This is a genomic window from Pseudomonas sp. SK3(2021), from assembly GCF_016772375.1.
GTDB lineage: Bacteria > Pseudomonadota > Gammaproteobacteria > Pseudomonadales > Pseudomonadaceae > Aquipseudomonas > Aquipseudomonas chlororaphis_I.
The window spans coordinates 2,970,714-2,991,003 of the sequence record NZ_CP061943.1 but is presented as its reverse complement, the minus strand read 5'-3'; the positions used below and the strand labels follow the sequence as shown (position 1 = coordinate 2,991,003).

Annotated in this window: 13 protein-coding genes; 4 read left to right on the top strand and 9 right to left on the bottom strand. The window is 65.0% G+C overall.

Going from position 1 to position 20,290, the window contains the following annotated elements; all coding sequences use genetic code 11:
• Nucleotides 1-1,667: 1,667 nt before the first annotated feature.
• The 9 genes from IF690_RS13525 to IF690_RS13485 form a co-directional block, all read right to left on the bottom strand.
• Nucleotides 1,668-2,429, bottom strand: a complete 762-nt coding sequence (locus IF690_RS13525; RefSeq protein WP_202700492.1) for an HvfC family RiPP maturation protein — start codon at nucleotides 2,427-2,429, stop codon at nucleotides 1,668-1,670.
• The gene (locus IF690_RS13520; protein WP_252189560.1) at nucleotides 2,422-3,318 is read right to left on the bottom strand and encodes an HvfB family MNIO-type RiPP peptide maturase; all 897 of its coding nucleotides are present in this window, start codon (nucleotides 3,316-3,318) and stop codon (nucleotides 2,422-2,424) included. Before IF690_RS13520 ends, IF690_RS13525 begins: the two co-directional genes overlap by 8 nt.
• Nucleotides 3,319-3,383: 65 nt before the next feature.
• The gene (locus IF690_RS13515; RefSeq protein WP_124340048.1) at nucleotides 3,384-3,770 is read right to left on the bottom strand and encodes an EF-hand domain-containing protein; all 387 of its coding nucleotides are present in this window, start codon (nucleotides 3,768-3,770) and stop codon (nucleotides 3,384-3,386) included.
• A 194-nt stretch (nucleotides 3,771-3,964) separates the two neighbouring features.
• On the bottom strand, nucleotides 3,965-6,529 hold the full coding sequence (locus IF690_RS13510; RefSeq protein ID WP_202700488.1) for a bifunctional diguanylate cyclase/phosphodiesterase: 2,565 nt from the start codon (nucleotides 6,527-6,529) through the stop codon (nucleotides 3,965-3,967).
• Nucleotides 6,530-6,717: 188 nt separating this feature from the next.
• Entirely contained in the window at nucleotides 6,718-7,569 is an 852-nt protein-coding gene (locus IF690_RS13505) for an NUDIX domain-containing protein (RefSeq protein ID WP_202700487.1), read from the bottom strand.
• A 169-nt stretch (nucleotides 7,570-7,738) separates the two neighbouring features.
• On the bottom strand, nucleotides 7,739-8,935 hold the full coding sequence (fabV, locus tag IF690_RS13500; protein ID WP_202700486.1) for an enoyl-ACP reductase FabV: 1,197 nt from the start codon (nucleotides 8,933-8,935) through the stop codon (nucleotides 7,739-7,741).
• Between the two features lie 209 nt (nucleotides 8,936-9,144).
• Nucleotides 9,145-10,434: an NAD(P)/FAD-dependent oxidoreductase gene (locus IF690_RS13495; RefSeq protein WP_202700485.1), complete on the bottom strand. Its 1,290-nt coding sequence runs from the start codon at nucleotides 10,432-10,434 to the stop codon at nucleotides 9,145-9,147.
• A complete protein-coding gene (locus tag IF690_RS13490; protein WP_202701425.1) occupies nucleotides 10,434-11,987 on the bottom strand; it encodes an amino acid permease in 1,554 nt (517 codons plus the stop codon). Before IF690_RS13490 ends, IF690_RS13495 begins: the two co-directional genes overlap by 1 nt.
• A 416-nt stretch (nucleotides 11,988-12,403) precedes the next feature.
• Entirely contained in the window at nucleotides 12,404-14,524 is a 2,121-nt protein-coding gene (locus IF690_RS13485) for a putative bifunctional diguanylate cyclase/phosphodiesterase (protein ID WP_252189559.1), read from the bottom strand.
• Between the two features lie 464 nt (nucleotides 14,525-14,988).
• Between IF690_RS13485 and IF690_RS13480 the strand changes: the two genes are divergently transcribed.
• From IF690_RS13480 to IF690_RS13465, 4 genes are all read left to right on the top strand, one after another.
• On the top strand, nucleotides 14,989-15,930 hold the full coding sequence (locus IF690_RS13480) for a LysR family transcriptional regulator (RefSeq protein WP_202700484.1): 942 nt from the start codon (nucleotides 14,989-14,991) through the stop codon (nucleotides 15,928-15,930).
• A 133-nt stretch (nucleotides 15,931-16,063) separates the two neighbouring features.
• Entirely contained in the window at nucleotides 16,064-17,713 is a 1,650-nt protein-coding gene (locus IF690_RS13475; RefSeq protein ID WP_202700483.1) for a GMC family oxidoreductase, read from the top strand.
• A gap of 16 nt (nucleotides 17,714-17,729) precedes the next feature.
• Nucleotides 17,730-19,184, top strand: a complete 1,455-nt coding sequence (locus IF690_RS13470) for an aldehyde dehydrogenase family protein (protein ID WP_202700482.1) — start codon at nucleotides 17,730-17,732, stop codon at nucleotides 19,182-19,184.
• 58 nt (nucleotides 19,185-19,242) lie between these two features.
• A complete protein-coding gene (locus IF690_RS13465) occupies nucleotides 19,243-20,238 on the top strand; it encodes an amidohydrolase family protein (RefSeq protein WP_202700481.1) in 996 nt (331 codons plus the stop codon).
• The last annotated feature ends 52 nt before the right edge of the window (nucleotides 20,239-20,290 follow it).

The window sequence follows — 20,290 nt, the reverse complement described above, 5'->3', positions numbered from 1 at the left end:
AGCGTGAGCTGCGGCTTTGGTCTTTCTGCGGGAAAAGTTTGATAACAGACACATCTCCCTGTAGCCGCTGGCGCAGCCTGCGCTCGGCGGCGCAGCCGTCGTAAAACCGGTGATCGCGTTCGATCTGATACCCCGCGTTGCCTGGGTTTGCGGCCGCTGCGCAGCCGGGCGCAGGCTGCGCCAGCGGCTACACAGGGCCGATAACGCCTTGGTTGTGCAGCTGTCGCAGCAGACTCTGGCCAGTTGATCGGGCGCCTGCGCCACGGGCGCTGATATCTCGGGGCAAAAAAAGCCGCAGCGTGAGCTGCGGCTTTGGTCTTTCTGCGGGAAAAGTTTGATAACAGACACATCTCCCTGTAGCCGCTGGCGCAGCCTGCGCTCGGCGGCGCAGCCGTCGTAAAACCGGTGATCGCGTTCGATCTGATACCCCGCGTTGCCTGGGTTTGCGGCCGCTGCGCAGCCGGGCGCAGGCTACGCCAGCGGCTACACAGGGCCAATAACGCCATGGTTATGCAGCTGTTGCAGCAAGCTCTGGCCAGTTGATCGGGCGTCTGCGCCACGGGCGCTGATATCTCGGGGCCAAAAAAGCCGCAGCGTGAGCTGCGGCTTTGGTCTTTCTACAGGGAAAATTCGATAACAGGCGCATCGCCCTGTAGCCGCTGGCGCAGCCTGCGCTCGGCGGCGCAGCCGTCGTAAAACCGGCTATCGCATTCGATCTGATACCCCGCGTTGCCTGGATTTGCGGCCGCTGCGCGGCCGGGCGCAGGCTGCGCCAGCGGCTACACAGGGCCAATAACGCCTTGGTTATGCAGCTGTTGCAGCAAGCTCTGGCCAGTTGATCGGGCGCCTGCGCCACGGGCGCTGATACCCCGGGGCAAAAAAAGCCGCAGCGTGAGCTGCGGCTTTGGTCTTTCTACGGGGGAAACTCGACAACAGGCGCATCGCCCTGTAGCCGCTGGCGCAGCCTGCGCTCGGCGGCGCAGCCGTCGTAAAACCGGTGATCGCGTTCGATCTGATACCCCGCGTTGCCTGGGTTTGCGGCCGCTGCGCAGCCGGGCGCAGGCTACGCCAGCGGCTACACAGGGCCAATAACGCCATGGTTATGCAGCTGTTGCAGCAAGCTCTGGCCAGTTGATCGGGCGTCTGCGCCACGGGCGCTGATATCTCGGGGCCAAAAAAGCCGCAGCGTGAGCTGCGGCTTTGGTCTTTCTACAGGGAAAATTCGATAACAGGCGCATCGCCCTGTAGCCGCTGGCGCAGCCTGCGCTCGGCGGCGCAGCCGTCGTAAAACCGGCTATCGCATTCGATCTGATACCCCGCGTTGCCTGGATTTGCGGCCGCTGCGCGGCCGGGCGCAGGCTGCGCCAGCGGCTACACAGGGCCAATAACGCCTTGGTTATGCAGCTGTTGCAGCAAGCTCTGGCCAGTTGATCGGGCGCCTGCGCCACGGGCGCTGATACCCCGGGGCAAAAAAAGCCGCAGCGTGAGCTGCGGCTTTGGTCTTTCTACGGGGGAAACTCGACAACAGGCGCATCGCCCTGTAGCCGCTGGCGCAGCCTGCGCTCGGCGGCGCAGCCGTCGTAAAACCGGTGATCGCGTTCGATCTGATACCCCGCGTTGCCTGGGTTTGCGGCCGCTGCGCAGCCGGGCGCAGGCTGCGCCAGCGGCTACACAGGGCCAATAACGCCTTGGTTGTGCAGCTGTCGCAGCAGACTCCGGCCATTGCCGAGAAAGGTCTCGAGGTCGTCGATGCCCGCTTCCAGGGCCAGGCCTTGCAACTGGTCGCGACCGTGGAGTTGGGGAAACGCCTCGATACGCTCCAGCAGGCGCCAGGCCAGCGGGCTGAGCTCGGAGAAGTGCACCCGATAGTCGGCATCGCGGCGGATCAGCAGCAAGGTCGGCACATCCCCGGGCTCGCTGGGACGCCAGGCCGGGCCCAGGCGCTGCACCGGCCAGGCGTAGGCCAGCGGCCAGGCCAGGGGCGACAGGCGCAAGGGCTGGGTCAGCAGCCACTCCGGGTCGCTGGCCGGCAGCGGTTCGGCCTCGGCCTGCTGCAGGGCCATTTCGATCCACTCGTAATGGCTCAGCTCCAGCATGAAGGCCGGCCAGCTACCGTCCTGCAAAGCGGTGGGCATGGAAGCCATCCAGGCCACGAACTCGCCGGCGATCTCGCCGAACTTCGGCGTGGCGCAACGGTGCTCGCGCAGGAAAACCCGCAGCAGCCGGCGCCAGTCCGCCTCGCCCAGTATCGAGCGCAACACCGGGAAGGTATTGCCGAGCAACGACAGCAGGTTGTCGAACACCAGCTCGCGGTAAATCTCCACCCGCGCGCGGTCCATCCCGGCCGGCGGCGCGCGGTGCTCGGGGTCGCGCAGGTAGGCGGTCAGGGCCTGTTGCTGGGCGTCGAGGGCGATCAGCGGCTTATCCATGGGCCGGCCTCCCCCGCATCTGGCAGGCACTGGCCTGCAACTGGCGGATGCTGTCCAGTTCGCCCAGCAGCTCGGCGAATGGCGGGAAGTTGAAGTCCCGTTCCAGCAGGGTCGGCTGCACGCCAAACAGCTGGTAGGCGCGCGCCAGCAAGTCCCGGACCACCGGTTTGACCGGCGCGCCATGGGTGTCGATCTTCAGGCTGTCGGACTGGTCGTAGTGCCCGGCCACATGCATCGCCACCACCCGTTCCGGCGGCAGGCCGGCGAGAAAGGCCTGGGGGTCGAACCCGTGGTTCACCGAGTTGACGTAGAGGTTGTTGACGTCCAGCAACAGGTCGCAATCGGCTTCGGCCAGCACCGCGTTGGTGAAGGCCAGCTCATCCATGTCCTGGCGCGGCGCGGCGTAGTACGAGACGTTCTCCACCGCCAGGCGCCGGCCCAGCACATCCTGGGCCTGGCGGATGCGCGCCGCGACATGGCGTACCGCCTCGTCGGTGAACGGCAGCGGCAGCAAGTCGTAGAGGTGCCCGTCGTCGCCGCAGTAGCTCAGGTGCTCGCTGTACAGCGGCACCTTAAAGCGCTCGAGGAACTGGCGCACTTCCCGCAGGAACCCCAGGTCCAGCGGCGCCGGGCCGCCGAGGGACAACGACAGCCCGTGGCAGCTCAACGGGTAACGCTCGGCCAGGGCCCGCAGCGCGGCGCCATGGGCACCACCGATGCCGATCCAGTTTTCCGGCGCCAGCTCCAGAAAATCAAAAGCGCCCGCAGGCGCCGTATTCAATGCGTCGAGCAAGGCTCGACGCAAGCCAAGCCCCACGGCTGCCGAAACAGGCGGCCGCGGGGCCTGGGCGGATGATGGGACGTTGCAGGGTCGTATTGAGGGAGGCATGGGTCCATCTCCTGGTTGCCCCGGAAAAAATCGGGGGGCACTTGAGTGCCCCCCGCCACCAGCAATCAGGACTCGATCGCCGCACCGCACTTGCCTTCGCCACATTTGCCTTCGGCCGAACCGGCCTTGGCCGCCAGGTACTGCTTGGCTTCGCTCAGGCTGATGGCGCCATCGTGGTTGACGTCGATCTTGTCGAACTCGGCGGCGCGCTCGGGGGCGGCGGCGATGAACTCCTCGCGGGAGACCTTGCCGTCGTGGTTAGTGTCGGTCTTGGCGAACTTGTCTTCGCCACACTTGCCTTCGGTGGAGGTCTTGACCCCGTCGGCCGCGGCCAGGGTGTAGCCCTGGGACAGCTCGGTCATGCTCAGCGCCGAAGCGGCGGTGGACAACCCCAGGCCGCCGACCAGTGCCAGGCCGAGCGCGACGTTGGAAACATTGGAGAGTTTGAACATGCTGATACCCCTTCGATGGATTGATTAACGGTTCCCGCCACCGTCACCGAGAAGCTCGATGCTGGCGGGTGGACGTAGTTAATCCTCGGGGTGTATCCAGGTTGTGTGCGCAACCGTCGCCAGGATAAGCAGATGTATCAGCGCCGGTCCGATACACACTTCGATACAAGGTTGTCGGCCTGTGCCCCGGCCTCTCACGAAGGATCGGTCTTGCGCCGGATCAGTTGCGCGATGGCCTGGGCATCCATGGGTTCGCTCAGGTAGAAGCCCTGGGCCTCGTCGCACTGCACGTCGTTCAAGGCGCTGAGTTGATCGGGGGTCTCCACCCCCTCGGCGGTCACGGTCAGGGACAGCGCGCGTCCCAGCCCGACGATGGCCTGGATGATCGAGCGATCGCCGCCACCGGCAGTCAGCCCGCCCACGAAGCTGCGGTCGATCTTCAGCCCGTCGAACGGGAACGAACGCAGGTAGCTCAGGGACGAGTAACCCGTGCCGAAGTCGTCCATCAGCAAGCGCACGCCCAGGGCCTTGAGCCCCTGCATGATGTTCAGCGCGCCCTGGGCGTCGTCGAGCATCACGCTTTCGGTCAACTCCAGTTCCAGCCGCGCCGGGGCCAGCCCGCTCTCGGCCAGTGCCGCCTTGACCCGCGCCACCAGGTGCCCGCGCTGGAACTCGGTGGGCGACAGGTTGACCGACACCACCACGTCGTCCGGCCAGCTGGCCGCCGCCCGACAGGCCGTGTGCAACACCCAGTTGCTCAGCGGCAGGATCAGCCCGGTTTCTTCGGCGATCGGAATGAACAGCTCGGGCCCCAGCAACCCGCGCTGCGGGTGCTGCCAGCGCACCAGGGCCTCGGCGCCCGCCAGCTGCTTGCCCTGGAGCCGGTAACGCGGCTGAAAGTGCAGGCGCAACTGGTCCTGCTTGATGGCCAGGCGCAGGTCGCTTTCCAGCTGGCGGCGCTCGACGATGCGCGCGTTCATGTCGCCGGCGTAGAAGCGCCAGGTATTGCGCCCCGCTTCCTTGGCTTCGTACAGCGCGATATCGGCATAGCGCAGCAGCTCCTCGGCCAGGGTCGCGTCGACCGGGGCCATGGCGATGCCGATACTGGCGCTGATGAACACTTCGTGCTCGGCGATGGAGAACGGCAACTCGATGCAATCGATCAGGCGTCGACAGAGGCTTTCTACCTCCTGATAAGAGGCCATGCCCACCACAACCAACACGAACTCGTCCCCCCCAATACGCGCCACCAGGTCATCGCCGCGCAGGCAGCCCGCCAGACGCTGGGAGACCTCGTTCAACACCTGGTCGCCCGCCGCGTGCCCGAGCAGATCGTTGACTGGCTTGAAGCGGTCGAGGTCGATACTGAGCATCGCCAGCGGCGTCTCCAGGGTCGGCATGGACTTGAGCTTACCCTCAAGAAACTCCTGCATTCGCGTACGGTTGGCCAGGCCGGTCAGGGCATCGTGCTGCGACAGGTATTCGATGCGCCGGCGGGCCTCGACTTCTTCGGTGATATCGGTGGCGGTACCACGATAACCACGCCCTTCTATCTCCCGTACCGACAAGCGGCAGATGCGCGCCCGGCCATCGCCGGACTGGTAATTGCACTGCAGCACCGCATTGGCGCGGCGGGCATGGTCCTTGAACCAGGTGGACAAGGCCCCCTGGTCGGACCTCAGGATCTCGTCCACCGGCCGGCCCAGGCAGCTGTCCCGCGACAGCCCGGTGACCACTTGGAAGCGCTCCGACAGATAGGTGAAATGCAACTGCCCGTCGACCTCCCAGATCCAGTCCGAGGAGGCTTCGGCGACATCGCGAAAACGCTCCTCGCTGGCCGCCAGCGCCCAGCGGCTGGCCACCAGCGACGCATGCTCGGTATCCATGATCCGCGCCGCCGCGGTGGTCCGGCGCAGGATGAACCAGGCCATCAGGCCGAACACCAGCCCGGCGCTGGCCAGCAGCGGCAATACCAACACCAGCAATTGGTCGCCTGGACGCTCCGGTGTCCATTGCACCGCCGCGCCGCCATCGGCCAGTGCCAGGGTGGGCAAAGACGTGTCGCCGCTGCTGGCCGCGCGCAGCTGCTCGACGCCGAAGTCCCGCCCCAGCGCTTCGAGCCGGGCCGGATCGAGCCGGGCAACGAACAGCAAGACCGACGGTGGCCGGTTGTCCGGGTGCACACTCGGATCGGTGCCGGGGGACAAGGCCGCCGCGGTAACCAGGGCCGGTACGCCGTCCATGTCGACGAAGGTGCTGACCGCGGTGGCGTTCTTGGTGTCCTGGCGTGCCTGGGCAATCAGCGCGGCCATGGAATGGTTCAGCCAGCCTTGCAGGGTCACGGACTGCAATTGGCCATAGACCAGCGCATAGACCGTGCGGTCGTCCGGGCCGACCACGAATACCCCTTGATAGCCCAGGTCGCTGAACAGCGTGGAACCCAGGTTCTGCCGCACGAACGCCCACTCCGGATCGACCTGCAGGTGCAGGTGTCGGTAGGCATCCCCCCAGAAGGCGTAGTCCTTGACGATTGAGCGGGTGAGTTTTTCAAAGCCCTGCAAGGCATTTTCGCTGTCGAAGTGACTGTGCGCTTCAGCCTCGTGGTTCTGGTCATGGGCGATGTACACCAGCAAGGCCGTGACCAGCAGGAAGATCGCCAGCAGCAGCGCCGAACAGCCCAGTAGCGAAGCGCGGGCCAGGGATAGATTGGAAGAATGGGTCTGCGTGGCAGATGAGGGGGCGACGCCGAGATTTTCCATAAGGCTCCAACGGCTGGAACAACCTACACAGCGGGATGATGGAAGGACAGGCTCTTGGGCAACGCTCGGACTTGCCCATTGACGATAGACGGTTTTTGCCACGTGCTAAGGGTTGATACGCAGAAAACCGGGGCGGTGACCGGGCAGGTACCCAGGCACCAGACAGCTACCGCTCAGCGGCGGGCCGATTAGGCCTCGGCAGCAGGAATGTCCTCCAGCGTGTGGTAGATCGCCAGGCCCAGTTGCCTGCCCAGGGCCACCAGCCGGTCGGCCTCCGCGCAGGCCCCGGCGACCCGCAACACCGCGTCGCAGCGTTGCAACGGATGCCGCGAACCGTGGTCGTCCTGCGCCAGCCATTGCGCTGGCAGCGGGACATGCCCGGCCGCGAACACCTGTGCGGCGCAACGCTCCAGCGCCAGGCTTTCACGGCCGGGGCCCGCCACCAGGATCGTCAGGCGGCGCGGCGGCATCAGGCGCAGTTCCAGGTATTGCAGGAGCATGATGGTCTTGCCGTCGACGATCTCGCCGCTGCGCACCCTATCCAGCGCCTGCTGGTAACCCAGCTCCAGCACCTCGATGTCCTCGCCCTCTTCCTCCAGGCCGCCGCCGTCGCCGACGCGGTCGTCGGGGGAATACTCGCCGATGAAAAAGTGCAGGCGCTCGGTGACCGAGCCGGGGCTCATGAAGGCCTCATAGACCTTCTCCACCGCGCCGACGCGGTAGCCGGTTTCCTCTTCGGCTTCCAGGCGGATGCGTTCTTCCGGGCTGGCATTGTCCAGCAGGCCGGCGGCGGTCTCGATCAGGTAGCCGCTGTGGTCGTTGACGTAGGTCGGCATGCGGAACTGACGGATCAGCAGCACCGTGCGCCGCTCGCGGTTGTACAGCAGGATGGTCGCGCCATTGCCGCGGTCGTAGACCTCGCGGGTCTGCGCCTGCCAGCGGCCGTCGCGGCGTTGCAGGTCGAAGCTGTATTTCTTCAGCAAATACCAGTTGTCGGAGAGCATCTCCTCGGCGGTGATGCGCACGGGTGCGGCTTGCATGGTCTTCCCTCTTGGCAATGGGGCGACATTCAACACGAGTGACGCGCCAGATGTCGATCCCGGCCCTGGCAGGCCTTTGCCAGGCAGCGGCCCGACCCTGGGCACGATCCGGGCAGAAACGACAACGCCCCTCACAGGAGGGGCGTTGGCGATGACGCAGTAAGCTCGCTTACACCTGGATCAGGTTGGCGATCTTCACGTCCGGATCGACATCGGCCTCGTAGTCGACGCCGTCGATCTCGAAGCCGAACAGGCGCAGGAATTCCTGCTTGTAGCCGGCGAAGTCGGTCATCTGGTAGAGGTTTTCGCTGGTGACTTCATCCCACAGCTGCTTCACGCGGTCCTGGACGGCAGGTTCCAGTTCCTTGTAGTCGGCACGCAGGCGGCCTTCCTGGTCGATGATCGGGTTCGGGTTGTACAGGCTGTCCTTGTACAGACCGTAGACCTGCTCGATGCAACCTTCGTGACTGCCCTGCTCCTTCATGACTTTGAACAGCAGCGACAGGTACAGCGGCATGATCGGGATCGCCGAGCTGGCCTGGGTCACCACGGCCTTGAGCACCGATACCCGCGCGTCGCCGCCCAGGTCCGACAGTTCCTTGCGGATGCCGATGACTTTCTGGTCCAGGTCCTTCTTGGCTTCGCCGATGGAACCGTTCCAGTAGATGTCGTGGGTCAGCTTCTCGCCCAGGTAGGTGAAGGCGGTGGTCTTCGCGCCTTCGGCCAGTACCCCGGCTTCGTGCAGCGCGTCGATCCACATCTGCCAGTCTTCGCCGCCCATCACGGCGACGGTGCCGTCGATTTCTTCCTGGGTGGCTGGCTGCAGGGTGGTTTCTTTAACGATTTCCTTGTCGGTGTCGACACCGCGCAGGGTCACCGACTTGCCCAGCGGCTTGAGGGTCGAGCTCAGGACTTCGCCGGTTTTCGGGTGGGTACGACGCGGCGCGGCCAGGCTGTAGACCACCAGGTCGATCTTGCCCAGGTCGCGCTTGATGGTTTCGATGGTCTGGCGCTTCACTTCGTCGGAGAAGGCGTCGCCGTTGATGCTCTTGGCGTACAGGCCTTTTTCTTCGGCGAACGTGTGGAAGGCCGCGGTGTTGTACCAGCCGGCGGTGCCGAGCTTGCCGTCAACGCTGCCACGCTCGAAGAACACACCCAGGGTGTTGGCGCCACAACCGAAGGCGGCGGTGATACGTGCGGCCAGGCCATAGCCGGTGGAAGCGCCGAGCACCAGTACGTTCTTTGGCCCAGCGTCGATGGTGCCTTGTTCGGTGACGTAGTCGATCTGTTGCTTGACGTTGGCTTCGCAACCGACCGGGTGGGTCGTCACACAGATAAAGCCGCGAACGCGGGGTTTGATGACCATACACAATCTCCCAATTTCAATATGCCAAGAGCCAATACGGGCTGCAGCAGCGTCACTTGTTCAAGTCGTAGACGCTCGGAACGTCCTCGCGTCACGCCTTGGGTTTCCAATGAGTGCAGATTTGCCCGCCAGCATAAGTTCATTCCAGGGTTTGGGCCAGAAAACGCTGAGATTGCGCCATGGCCTGTACGGCGTGGGAAAAGCTACGGTCATTTGTTCAAACGGTGGGCATCGTAGGCGTCCAGGGCCTGATAAGCGGTGTAGGTCGCCTGCGCCGCGACCAGGCCGGCCAGGCCGAAGGTGGGCACCAGGCCGAACTGGCCGAATCCCTGGGGAATGGGAATGGCCTTGGCGATGGCATCCGCCAGCACCTCCCCCGCCACCGTGGTCGGGGCCATGCCGTGCCCGCCGAACCCCACGGCGTGCCACACGCCGTTGGCGTCCCGGCCAATCTGCGCCATCTGCTGGCGGCCGTAGCTCATCAGCCCGCCCCAGGCATACTCGATCTCCACATCGGCCAGTTGCGGATAGACCGTCACCAGGTCGGCTTTGAGCAAGCCGGCAATCGCCTGCGGGCCACGGTTGAGGATGGAAATGCGCCCGCCCCAGAGGATCCGGCTGTCCGCCAGCGGGCGGTAATAGTCGAAGGCAAAGCGGGTGTCGTAAATCGCCGACTCGCAGTTGATCGAATCCTTCAGGGCCTCGCCCAGGGGCTCGGTCGCCACCACGTAGGTGGCAATCGGCAGCGTCGCCCGCTCCACCGGGCGGTACAGCCCGCGGGCATACCCGCCCGCGGCGAACACCACCTGCTCGGCCAGCACCTCGCCGCCCGCGGTCTTGACCAGGTACTTGCCGCCCTGCCGCTCGATCGCCAGGGCCGCGGAGTGTTCGTGGATATCGATGCCGTAGCCGGCGACAGCCGCGGCCACGCCATACACATACTTGAGCGGGTGGAAGTGAAAGGCGTTGCTCTCGAACAAGGCGCCAAAGTAGCGCTCGGTCTTGAGCTTTTCCCGCAACTCACCCGGCGGCACGTACTGCCAGTCGACGCCGTAGACCGCCTTCATCAACTGCCGAGGTTGTTCCAGGCGCGTCGGGTCGTTGAACCAGTTGGCCAGCAACACGCCCTTGTCGATCAGGTCGCACTGGATGCCGTATTGCCGGACACGCTGGCGAATCAGCTCGACCGCATCGATGGTCAGCCGATAGAGCCGCCGCGCTTCCTCGCGGCCCAGGGTCTTGAGCAGCTCGGCATTGCCCAGGCAGTAGCCGCCGAACACAAAACCGCCGTTGCGCCCCGAAGCGCCATGCCCCACGGTGTGCGATTCGAGGACCACCACGTCGGTCACCCCGCGTTCGGCCAAGCCCAGCGCCGTGGAAAGCCCGGCCAGCCCGCCGCCGAGAATGCACACCCGGGTCTCCACCCGGCCGCCAAGCGCCGGATAGGCGCTCTTCTCGACCGTGGCTTGGTAATAACTTTCGAGAAAATCCTGACTCATCACTTGGCTCCGACCTGGGTCATTCGCACAGCAAGACCCACATTCTCATTCATCGCCGATTCCGCTGGCAGATCACATTCGGACGTGCTGCGAATCATTGAAAAGCTCATGTCATCGAACCGGACGAACCTGGAGCCACTGATGACCTTGTGCGCCAGCCAGATCGCCAGGAACAGCACCAGGCCAATGTAGGTGGCGGTCAGCCCGGCCCAATCGATCGAGTCGCCGAGCAGGGCTTGATAGTTCTGCCCCAGGGTGACAAACAGGCACAGGACAAAGGCGAAAATCGGCCCGAACGGAAAGAACCGCGACACATAGGGCAGATTGCCCAGGTCGTTGCCCTGGCGCACATAGCCGCGACGAAACCGGTAGTGGCTGACCGCGATGCCCAGCCAGGCGATAAAACCGAGCATGCCCGAGGTGTTGAGCAGCCAGTTGTAGATCTGCCCCGGGCTGAAGATGAAGGTCAAGAAGCACAGGGCCGCCACCGTGGCGGTAGCCAGCAGCGCCCACCGCGGGGTGCCGGATGCACTCAAACGGGCGAAGATCGCCGGCGCCTTGCCTTCCAGGGCCAGGCTGTAGAGCATCCGCGAGGAGGCATACATGCCAGAGTTCCCGGCGGACAGCACCGAGGTCAGGATCACTGCGTTCATCACCGCGGCCGCGCCGAGCATATCGGCCCGCTCGAAGATCAGGGTAAAGGGGCTGACCCGGATATCGGACACCCCATTTCTCAACAGGCTGGGGTCGTTGTAGGGAATCAACAGGCCGATGATCAGGATGGTCAGCACGTAGAACAGCAGGATCCGCCAGAAGATCTGCCGCACCGCGCGCGGCACGTTTTTCCCGGGGTCCCGGGTTTCACCGGCGGCGATGCCGACGAACTCGGTGCCCTGGAACGAAAACCCCACGATCATCGCCACCCCGACCAGGGCCCCCAGGCCGCCGACAACAGGTGCATCGCCAATCGACCAGAGCCGGGGGCCGGCATTTTCGCCGCCACTGAGAATACCGAACAGCATCAAGACGCCCACCGTGATAAACAGCAGGATAGTGATGACTTTAATCAGCGCGAACCAATATTCGGACTCACCGAACAAGCGCACCGAAGCCATATTGAGTGCGGTGATGATCACTAGAAAACCCGCACTCCAGATATACCCCGGCACATCGGGAAACCAATAAGCCATGATGATCTGCGCGGCCACCAGATCCACAGCAATGGTCACCGCCCAGGCATACCAGTAGTTCCAGCCCAGGGCGAAGCCGAAACTTTCATCGACATACTTCGAGGCATAAGTTGAAAACGAACCGGTGACCGGCATGCAGGACGCCAGTTCACCGAGGCTGGTCATCAGAAAGAACACCATGGCGCCAATGACCACAAAGGCCAGCAGCGCGCCACCGGGGCCGGACTGGGCAATGGTCGAGCCCGAGGCGACGAACAGCCCGGTGCCGATGCTGCCGCCAATGGCGATCATGCTCAGGTGACGGGGCGTCAGGGTTCTTTTCAATCCGCCGGCGGTTTTCTCGCTGTGAAAATCGCCGGTCATGTCGCACGCACCCGGCACTTTTGTGGAGTCTGTCATGGATCACCCTTTTTATTATATTTAAGCCACCGATGAGTTGACTCACGCGGTATGGCAGTGTCCCTGGATTGTTTTCCGTCCCCACTAAAGCCCACAAAAATACCGCTGACAAATGATTTTCCCGCATCACATCAGTCGCATAAGGAATACGCTGGCGGTTACAAAGCTTAAAAAGCCGACAAACTAGCAAAGTGCTATCTGCCTACAAACCATAACTAAAACCCTGTCAGGATTAGTTGGTTTTCACGGAGAAAAATAGAAGTTTCCTACACGCTAATAACTTGAACTAAAGAAAATATTCTTCAAGTAGCCAAGCCCGTTCCTGACACCCGGCAGGCCTTGATCTTTGGCGGAGGTGCAGGCCCGGGTCGCCCCGCTTGCTAACCGTGCCAGCCGACAAACCACTGTCCGAACACCCGGGCCGGCATGGGTGAGGAAAACAGTTGGCCCTGCCCCACGTCATAGCCCCACGCCTGCAAGAGATCACGTTGCGCGGCGTGTTCGATGCCCTCGGCGATCATCCGCAGGGACAGGCCCTTGCCGATGCCGATGACCGCCTCGCTCAAGGCGCGGCAGGAGGCATCGTGCTCCAGCTCCTCGACGAAGCTCTGGTCCAGCTTCAGCTCGTCGATCGGCAAGCGCCGCAGATAGCCCAGGCTGGAATATCCCGCGCCAAAGTCATCGATGGCCAGGCGCACGCCCAGGGTATGCAGGTCCTGGAGGGTCTGCTCGGTAGTCGGGTTGCGGCACAGGAACACCCCCTCCGTCACCTCCACGCACAGGTCCGCCGGCTGCAGGCCGCAGCGCTGCAATTGGCGGGCGATCAGGGCCGCCAGGTTGAGGTTGTGGAAGTTGATCGGCGACAGGTTGACCGAGATCGACGGCACCCGGATTCCCGCTCGACGCCAGCGCGCCAGTTGCTCGCAGGCCTCGCACAGCACCCACTGGCTGAGGTAGTTGATCAACCCGCACTCCTCGGCCAGCGCGATGAATTGCGCAGGCGCGATAGTGCCCAGGCTCGGATGCTCCCAGCGCGCCAGCGCCTCGACCCCGACCAGGCCGTTGGTGCGCAAGTCGATCTGCGGTTGATAGACCAGGTACAGGTCGTCGCCGGTCAGGGCCTGGCGCAGGGCCGTCTCCAGTTGCAAGCGCTGCTGGGCGAGCTGGCCCATCTCCTCAAGGAAGAACCTGAAGCCGCCGCGCTCGGTACGCTTGGCCTGGTACATGGCGATATCGGCGCAATGCAGCAGGCTTTCCATATCCTGGCCGTCGCTGGGGTACAGGCTGACGCCGACGCTGGCCGAAGGAACCATGGCGGTCCCGGCAATATCGGCCGGCGCGCCCAGGATCGGCAGCAGGCGTTCGAGAAAGGTCGTGACCCGGGCGGCGTTCATCCGTGGCAGCACCAGCACGAACTCATCGCCCGACAGCCGCCCGACGAGGTCCGACTCGCGCAGCACGCTGCGCAGCCGGTGCGCCATGACCTGCAACAGCTCATCGCCCGAGGCATGCCCCAGGGCCTCGTTGACCTGCTTGAAGCGGTCCAGGTCGACATACAGCACCGCCAGCTCGCCCTGCTCCAGGGCGACCTCGGCGAGGCTGCGGTTGGCCTCGGCCAGCAGGGAACTGCGATCGGGCAAGCCGGTCAGCGCGTCGGACAAGGCCATGCGGCGGCTCGACTGGCGCGCCGTCTCGCGCTCCGGGGGCGGCTCCTGCAACAGGGCGCCGACGACCTTGTGCTGTAGCCCTTCGGGCAGCCTGGAACGGCTGATATCGGTGAACACAATGACGATATTGCCAATCCGCCCCTTGGCGTCGAACACCGGCGCCGAGCGGACATGCACCCACAGCCGCTGGCCGTTGCGCTTGCCGACCAGGCCGCGGGCTTCATGGGGCTGGCCACTGAGGATGCTCTCCAGTCGCAGCTCGCCGGCCTGGGCCGCCCCCGGGGTATCGGCGACGAAGAACATCTGCGGCGAGCGCTCGAGCAATTCCTCGCGGGAATACCCCAGCAAGCGCACCAGCCCGTCGTTGATGTAGATCAGCCGGCCGTCGGCGTCGACGATGCAGATGGCCGAGCGGCTGGCGTTGACCGACATCGACAGCAGGCACTGCTCGATATCCTTGAGCCGCGCCTGGGTCACGTCCTTGAAAAAGGCGGCATAGAGAATGCGCCCCTGCAGAGTGATTTTCGAGATCGCCATTGCGCCCCAGCGCTCTTCGCCATCGTTACGGGTGATGCAGACATCGCGGCTGGTGCCGATGATCTTGTTGATACCGGTCTCGCCGTCGTTCCGCGAGCGGATGGGGATCGGCACCAGCGTGCCGACCTCGCGGCCCAGCACCTCGTGCCGTTGACAGCCCCAGAAGCGCTCGGCCGCCGCGTTGAAGAACACCACCTGGTTGCGATCGTCGATGATCACCACGGCATCGTTGGCCTGTTCCAGGGTCCGCGCGAAAAAATCCGCCGCTTCTTCTCCGGCCGTTGACCCAACGCTCATATCCATTGCCGCCACTGCATGCATGCCATCACGGTCATCGTCCCTGATCACCCGTGAAGCGCCCTTGAGAGCCCTCGAACTGGAGGGGGCCGGTCCTGGAAGCAACACCCGACACGGCTCAGCGAGGCTGAGAAAAGCGTTTTTACCCGGGCGAGCAGGACATCAGGCCATAGGCGTGGACATGGATCTTTTAGGCCATCGACCTGAAATTAGAGAATAGCCGCGAAGTGACAGGGCCATGGAAAACCGTGCGAACGGCGCCAAATTTCGGCAACACCAGGCAATCCGGGCGCCTTCTCATCGGCAGCGGGCGCCCCGCCTGTCGCCCCAGGTGGCGATTTCGTCTCTGGCCGTTTCGCCACTTGCGTTGTCCGATGCGCTTGGCTTTTCATGGCGCCCCTGAGCACCACACAAACCTGCGTGGTTCATTTCAGGTTCTTCAACCCGGGGCAACAGGAGTGGCGGTGAATAAATTCTCAGACATGAGCACCTTCGTCGCCGTCGTCGAGGCGGCCAGTTTTTCCGAAGCCGGGCGGCGCCTGGGGACCACCAAGTCGCTGGTCAGCCAACGCATGCAACAGCTGGAAAAACGCCTGGGCGTGGTGTTGCTGACCCGTGGCCGGCCGCTGAAGCTGACCGAGGCCGGCCAGCTGTTCTACGCCGATTGCACGCGCATCCTGCTGGACCTGGCGCACGCCGAAGAGGCGGTGCAGGACCGCCAGGCCAGCCTCGGCGGCACCCTGCGCCTGGCGGCGCCGATGGCCTTCACCCCGCGCTACCTGGCGCCGCTGCTGGCACGCTTCGCCCTGCGCTACCCGCAGCTGTGCGTCGACATGGAAGCCCATGACCGGGTCGCCAACCTGCAGGATGGCCATTTCGACGTAGCCATCCGCCTGGGCCCCCTCCACGATTCCTGCCTGGTGGCACGGCCGCTGACCGAGAACCGTCACCTGATCTGCGCCAGCCCCGACTACCTGGCGCGCCAGGGCACTCCCGAACACCCCGGCGACCTGCAGCAGCACGACGGGCTGATCTACTACAACCGCGAGCCGAACGGCATGTGGAGCCTGCCACTGGACGGCGCGCAACACTCGTTCCGGGTCCGGGTACGGATGCGCACCGACTCCGGGCACCAGTTGCTCGAAGGCGCGCTGGCCGGCCTGGGGCTGGCGATCCTGCCGACCTTCCTGGCAGCCGACGCCCTGCTCGACGGCCGGCTGGTGTCGGTGCTGGACGACTATGCGCCGTCCGGCGGGCACATCTCGGCGGTGTACCTCAAGACCCTGAAAACCCCGCCCAAGGTCCAGGCGCTGATTCAATTTCTCGGCGAGGAAATCGGTCGCCCGGCGCCCTGGGACGCAGCCTTGATCGCTCGCGGATTGTTGCCGAGCGGCTCCAGCGCCTGACTGCGCGGGGCCCGCCGCCTGGTCCAGTAATACTGAACCGGCGGTTCACTTTAGAGTGGCTGTCGCTCAACCCGAGCGCACCTTAGCCTCAGCTTCCATCTGACAGGCATTCGCCTGCTATGGGAGATGAGCGATGAGTCACCACCAACCAGAAAACCCTTCGCGCCGCAAACTGCTGGCCCAGACAGTCGCCGGCTCGGCGACCCTGGCGATAGGCTCCATGCTGGGTGCCGGCCCCGCTTTCGCGGCCGCCCCGCAAGGCGCCAACGGCAAGCGCGACGGCAGCGCCGGCAACCCGGTCGACGTCCTGATCATCGGCGGCGGTTCGGCCGGCGCGGTCATGGCCCGGCGCCTGAGCGAACGCAGCGAGCGCACCGTGCTGCTGCTCGAAGCCGGCCACGTCTACGGCACCCGCGACTACCCGAAAGTGATCGCCAGCAGCGACAGCGTCGGCGGCGATGCCAGCAGCGACTGGGGCTACCAGACCCTGCCCGGCTACATCGGCCATCCGATCCACGCGATTCGCGGCAAGGTGCTGGGCGGCAGTTCGGCGGTCAACGGCGCGGTGGCGATCCGCGCCCGCAAGCAGGACCTGGTCAATTGGAACCTGCCCGGCTGGTCCTATGAAGAACTGCTGCCGTCATTCAAGAAGCTGGAAAAGCGCAACACCGGCAGCGCCGAACTGCATGGTCACGACGGCCCCCTGCCGGTGCACCAGCTGACCCGCAATGACATCAGCCCCATGCAGCGGGCCTTCGTCGAAGCAACCATCGCCAACGGCTACCGCGCGGTCGACGACTTCGACGGCGCCGACGCCAACGGTGTCGGCCCCTACCCGATGAACATCGTCGACGGCGTGCGGGTCAACACCGGCATCGCCTACCTCGACAACACCGTGCGGGCCCGCGGCAACCTGCAGATCCGCGGCGACGTGCTGGTGGACCAGGTGCTGTTCGACGGCCGCCGCGCCACCGGCGTGCGCCTGGCCAGCGGCGAAGTCATCCATGCGAACGAAGTCATACTGTCCGCCGGCACCTACGGCAGCGCGGCCATTCTGCTGCGCTCTGGCATCGGCCCGCGCGAGCACCTGGCGTCGCTGTCGATCCCCCTGGTCGCCGCCCTGCCCGTCGGCCAGCGGCTCAAGGACCACCCCTTCTACTACAACGCCTATGCCGCGCGCCCCGAGCTGATCGGCAAGCAGTCCCCGGCGATCGGCGCCAAGCTCTGGACCCACAGCTCCACGGCGAAAAATGGCGACCTCGACCTGCACATCACCGCCACCCACCTGTTCCCCCACGACCAGAGCCCGACCAAGGTCGGTTTTGTCCTCGCCGTGGCCCTGACCCGGCCGCTGTCGGTGGGCAGCCTGAAACTGGCCAGCCGCGACCCGGCCCAGGCGCCGCTGATCGACCTCGACTTCCTGGCCCAGGCCGAAGACCGCGCCCGCTTGCTGGAAGGGGTGAAGCTGGCGCGCAAGATCGGCCAGACCGCGCCGTTGAAGGACCTGATCCACTCGGAGCTGAACCCGGGCGCCCAGGCCAGCAGCGACCAGCAGATCGAGCAGTCGATGCTGGCCACCCTCGACACCTACCACCACCCCACCTCCACCGCCCCGATGGGCCATGCCGGCGACCCCGGCGCCGTGGTCGACCTGGAAGGCCGGGTACACGGCGTGCAGGGCCTGCGAGTGGTCGACGCGTCGATCTTCCCGGACACCATTTCGGTCGCCACCAACGTCACCACCATTGCCACCGCCGAATACATCGCGCGCCGCTACAGCTGAGCCGGAGAACACTGCCATGACCATTCACAACACCCTTGCCAAACACTGGATCGACGGCGCCTGGGTCGATTCGACCGAGCACCGCGAATCCATCGACCCGGCCACCTCCAGGGTCATCGGCCACTATGCCGATGGCGGCGGCGCCGAGGCCGATGCGGCCATCGCCGCGGCCGTGCGTGCCTTCAACAGTGACTGGACCGACGACAGCGCGTTGCGCGCCCGGGTCCTCGACGAGCTGGCCGTCGCCTTCGAGCGCAACAGCGAGGCGCTGATCGAGCAACTGGCGCTGGAGAACGGCAAGATCAAGCCCGAAGCCCGGTTCGAAGTCAGCATGGTGCCGTCCAAGCTGCGTTACTACGCGGCCCTGGCCCGCACCGAGCGCGGCCACAGCGGCACCCCGCGCCCCGACGTGCTGTCCATCGTGCTGCGCGAGCCCATGGGCGTGGCCGGCATCATCGTGCCGTGGAACTCGCCGGTGGTGCTGATGGTGCGTTCGCTGGCGCCGGCCCTGGCCGCCGGCACCACGGTGGTGATCAAGATGCCGGCGCAGACCGCGCAGACCAACGCCCTGATCGCCAAGGTCATGTCCGAGGCGCCTTCCCTGCCGCGCGGGGTGATCAACCTGTTCACCGAGTCCGGCGGCGAAGGCTCGCGCCGCCTGATCGCCTCGCCCCAGGTGCCGGTCATCAGCTTCACCGGCTCTTCCGCCACCGGTCGCGCGATTTCCGCGGTGGGCGCGCAGTCGCTCAAGCGCTTCGGCCTGGAACTGGGCGGCAAGACCCCGCACCTGGTGTTCGACGACGCCGACCTCGACGCCGCGCTGCCGGTCCTGGAAAAAGCCCTGACCGTGTTCGCCGGGCAATTCTGCATGACCGGCTCGCGACTGCTGGTGCAACGCGGCATCGCCGACCAACTGCGCGAGCGCCTGGCGGCGCGCCTGCAAGCGGTGCGGGTCGGCCCGGCTGCCGACCCGCGCAGCGACATGGGCCCGTTGATCGACAAGGCCAACGTGCAGCGGGTCGACCAGGCCGTCGAGGCGGCAATTGCCGCAGGCGCCAAGGTCATCGTCCGCGGTGGCCCGGCCACGGACGGCGAGCTGGCCAACGGCGCGTTCTACCGCCCAACCCTGCTGGAAGTCAGCGACTCGAAGCTGGACATCGTGCAGAAGGAAACCTTCGGCCCGGTGCTGACCCTGCAAGTCTTCGACAGCGAAGCCGAGGGCCTGGCCCTGGCCAACGACAGCGAATACGGCCTGGCCGCCGCCATCTGGACCCGCGACACCCAGCGCTCGCTGCGCGTCGCCCGCAAGGTGCAGGCCGGCACCGTGTGGATCAACGACTGGGCCAAGGTCTACGACGAGTTCGAGGAAGGCGGTTACCGCCAGTCCGGCCTGGGCCGCCTGAATGGCGCCGCGGCCATCGACGATTTCATCGAATACAAACACATCAGCCTGTCGACCGCCGAGGCCTAGGCCCAGACCGAGTTTGACGCGCTACGTACCTGTTTATCCTTAAAGAGGTCACACCCGCATGAAAGGCAAAATCGTACTCGAGGAACACGTCAGCACCGAGCTGAACAACAGCCTGTGGGATGCGTCCGGCGAAGCCACGCGCAATGGCCGGGCCTATATGGCGGATGTGGAACGACGACTGCTGGACAGCGACCAGCGCATCGCCGACATGGACCGTCATGACATCGACCTCGCCATCCTCTCCCTCACCTCCCCCGGCGCCCAGTCGCTGCTCGATCCGCGCCAGGCCATCGCCTTCGCGCAACGCACCAACGAGCAGGTCACCGAGCAGTTCGTCGCCCGCCACCCGCAGCGCTTCAAGGCCTTCGCCACGGTGGCCCTGCAATCGCCCAAGGCGGCGGCCGATGAACTGGAACGTGCGGTAAAGGATTACGGCATGGTCGGGGCACTGATCAACGGCTACACCAACATCGGCAACGCCGATACCGCGCAGTACCTGGACGAACCGCCGGTGTGGGAATTCTGGGAGCGGGTCGCGGCGCTCAACGTGCCGGTCTACCTGCACCCACGCGAACCGCTGCCGAGCCAGCGGCGGATCTACGAGGGCTATCCATCGCTGGTCGGCTCGGCCTGGGGCTTCGCCCACGAAACCGCCACCCACGCGATCCGCCTGATGCTCAGTGGCCTGTTCGACCGTTACCCCAACCTCACCATCATTCTCGGCCACCTGGCCGAAGGCCTGCCGCTGATGCTGCCGCGCCTGGAACACCGCCTGCACATGCAACGCGAAGGCGAAGGCCTGGGCAACGCCAAAAAACCGGTCAGCCACTACTTCAGCCACAACTTCTACCTGACCACCGCCGGGCATTTCCACACTAAGGGTTTGCTGGATTCCATCAGCGAAATTGGGGTCGACCGTGTGCTGTTTTCGGCGGATTACCCGTATGAAAGCATGGCGACGGCGAGTAACTGGTTTGATCAGGCGCTGATTAGTGAGAACGATAGGGAGAAGATTGGACGGGGGAATGCGTTGAGGTTGTTTGGGTTGAAGTGACAGAAAATGGGGTGCGGGTATTCGGGTGGGGTGGTTGGGGCCTGGGTATCCG

Coding starts and splice junctions, on each gene's coding strand:
- IF690_RS13525 (WP_202700492.1), bottom strand. CDS start 2,429: ATGGATAAGCCGCTGATCGCCCTCGACGCCCAGCAACAGGCCCTGACC.
- IF690_RS13520 (WP_252189560.1), bottom strand. CDS start 3,318: ATGCCTCCCTCAATACGACCCTGCAACGTCCCATCATCCGCCCAGGCC.
- IF690_RS13515 (WP_124340048.1), bottom strand. CDS start 3,770: ATGTTCAAACTCTCCAATGTTTCCAACGTCGCGCTCGGCCTGGCACTG.
- IF690_RS13510 (WP_202700488.1), bottom strand. CDS start 6,529: ATGGAAAATCTCGGCGTCGCCCCCTCATCTGCCACGCAGACCCATTCT.
- IF690_RS13505 (WP_202700487.1), bottom strand. CDS start 7,569: ATGCAAGCCGCACCCGTGCGCATCACCGCCGAGGAGATGCTCTCCGAC.
- fabV (WP_202700486.1), bottom strand. CDS start 8,935: ATGGTCATCAAACCCCGCGTTCGCGGCTTTATCTGTGTGACGACCCAC.
- IF690_RS13495 (WP_202700485.1), bottom strand. CDS start 10,434: ATGAGTCAGGATTTTCTCGAAAGTTATTACCAAGCCACGGTCGAGAAG.
- IF690_RS13490 (WP_202701425.1), bottom strand. CDS start 11,987: ATGACCGGCGATTTTCACAGCGAGAAAACCGCCGGCGGATTGAAAAGA.
- IF690_RS13485 (WP_252189559.1), bottom strand. CDS start 14,524: ATGAGCGTTGGGTCAACGGCCGGAGAAGAAGCGGCGGATTTTTTCGCG.
- IF690_RS13475 (WP_202700483.1), top strand. CDS start 16,064: ATGAGTCACCACCAACCAGAAAACCCTTCGCGCCGCAAACTGCTGGCC.
- IF690_RS13470 (WP_202700482.1), top strand. CDS start 17,730: ATGACCATTCACAACACCCTTGCCAAACACTGGATCGACGGCGCCTGG.
- IF690_RS13465 (WP_202700481.1), top strand. CDS start 19,243: ATGAAAGGCAAAATCGTACTCGAGGAACACGTCAGCACCGAGCTGAAC.